This is a genomic window from Nitrosospira sp. NpAV, assembly GCF_000832065.1.
Taxonomy (GTDB): domain Bacteria; phylum Pseudomonadota; class Gammaproteobacteria; order Burkholderiales; family Nitrosomonadaceae; genus Nitrosospira.
The window spans coordinates 1-741 of the sequence record NZ_JXQM01000005.1 but is presented as its reverse complement, the minus strand read 5'-3'; the positions used below and the strand labels follow the sequence as shown (position 1 = coordinate 741).

Sequence of the window (741 nt, the reverse complement as noted above, 5' to 3'; positions counted from 1 at the left end):
CTTGATGCCAACCTGACCCCGGTCATACCGGGGGTTGCGGGCGAATTGTGCATAGGGGGGGATTTACTGGCGCGCGGCTACCTCAATCGTGGGGGACTGACGGCGGAGCGATTTATTGCCGATCCTTTTGATGAGTGGGGAGGGCGGCTGTACCGCACGGGAGACCTGGCGAGATGGCGCGCGGATGGACAGATCGAGTATCTGGGGCGGCTGGACCATCAGGTCAAGATTCGCGGCTTCCGCATTGAACTGGGAGAAATCGAAGCACAACTGCTTTTGCAGCCCGAGATAAGGGAAGCGGTGGTGGTTGCGGGAGAAGGGCCCAGTGGAACAGGAGGCGCCAGGCTGGTGGCGTATGTTTCCCCGCAAGCGGGTGCCCAAGTTGACAATGCTGCGCTGCGCGAGGCGTTGGGGCAGGCGCTGCCGGACTACATGATTCCTGCGGCGATAGTGGTGCTGGAGCGTTTGCCGCTGAATCCGAACGGCAAGGTGGACCGCAAGGCGCTGCCCGAGCCGGAATTTACCGGCATGGACCACTATGAGGCGCCCCAGGGCGAAGTGGAGGAAGTGCTGGCGGGCATCTGGGCCGAAGTATTGGGTATTGGCCGGGTGGGGCGCAATGATAATTTCTTCGAACTGGGCGGCGATTCGATACTCAGCTTGCAGATAGTGACTAAAGTACGCCGCGCGGGTTGGAAGATCACCCCCCGGCAGCTGTTCGAACGGCAGACTATCGCCGCG

1 protein-coding gene is annotated in these 741 nt (G+C 61.5%); it reads left to right on the top strand.

All coding sequences use genetic code 11. The annotated features are described in order from the left end of the window. The coding region (locus tag SQ11_RS04400; protein WP_041512955.1) for a phosphopantetheine-binding protein at window positions 1–741 on the top strand (741 nt) is incomplete at both ends.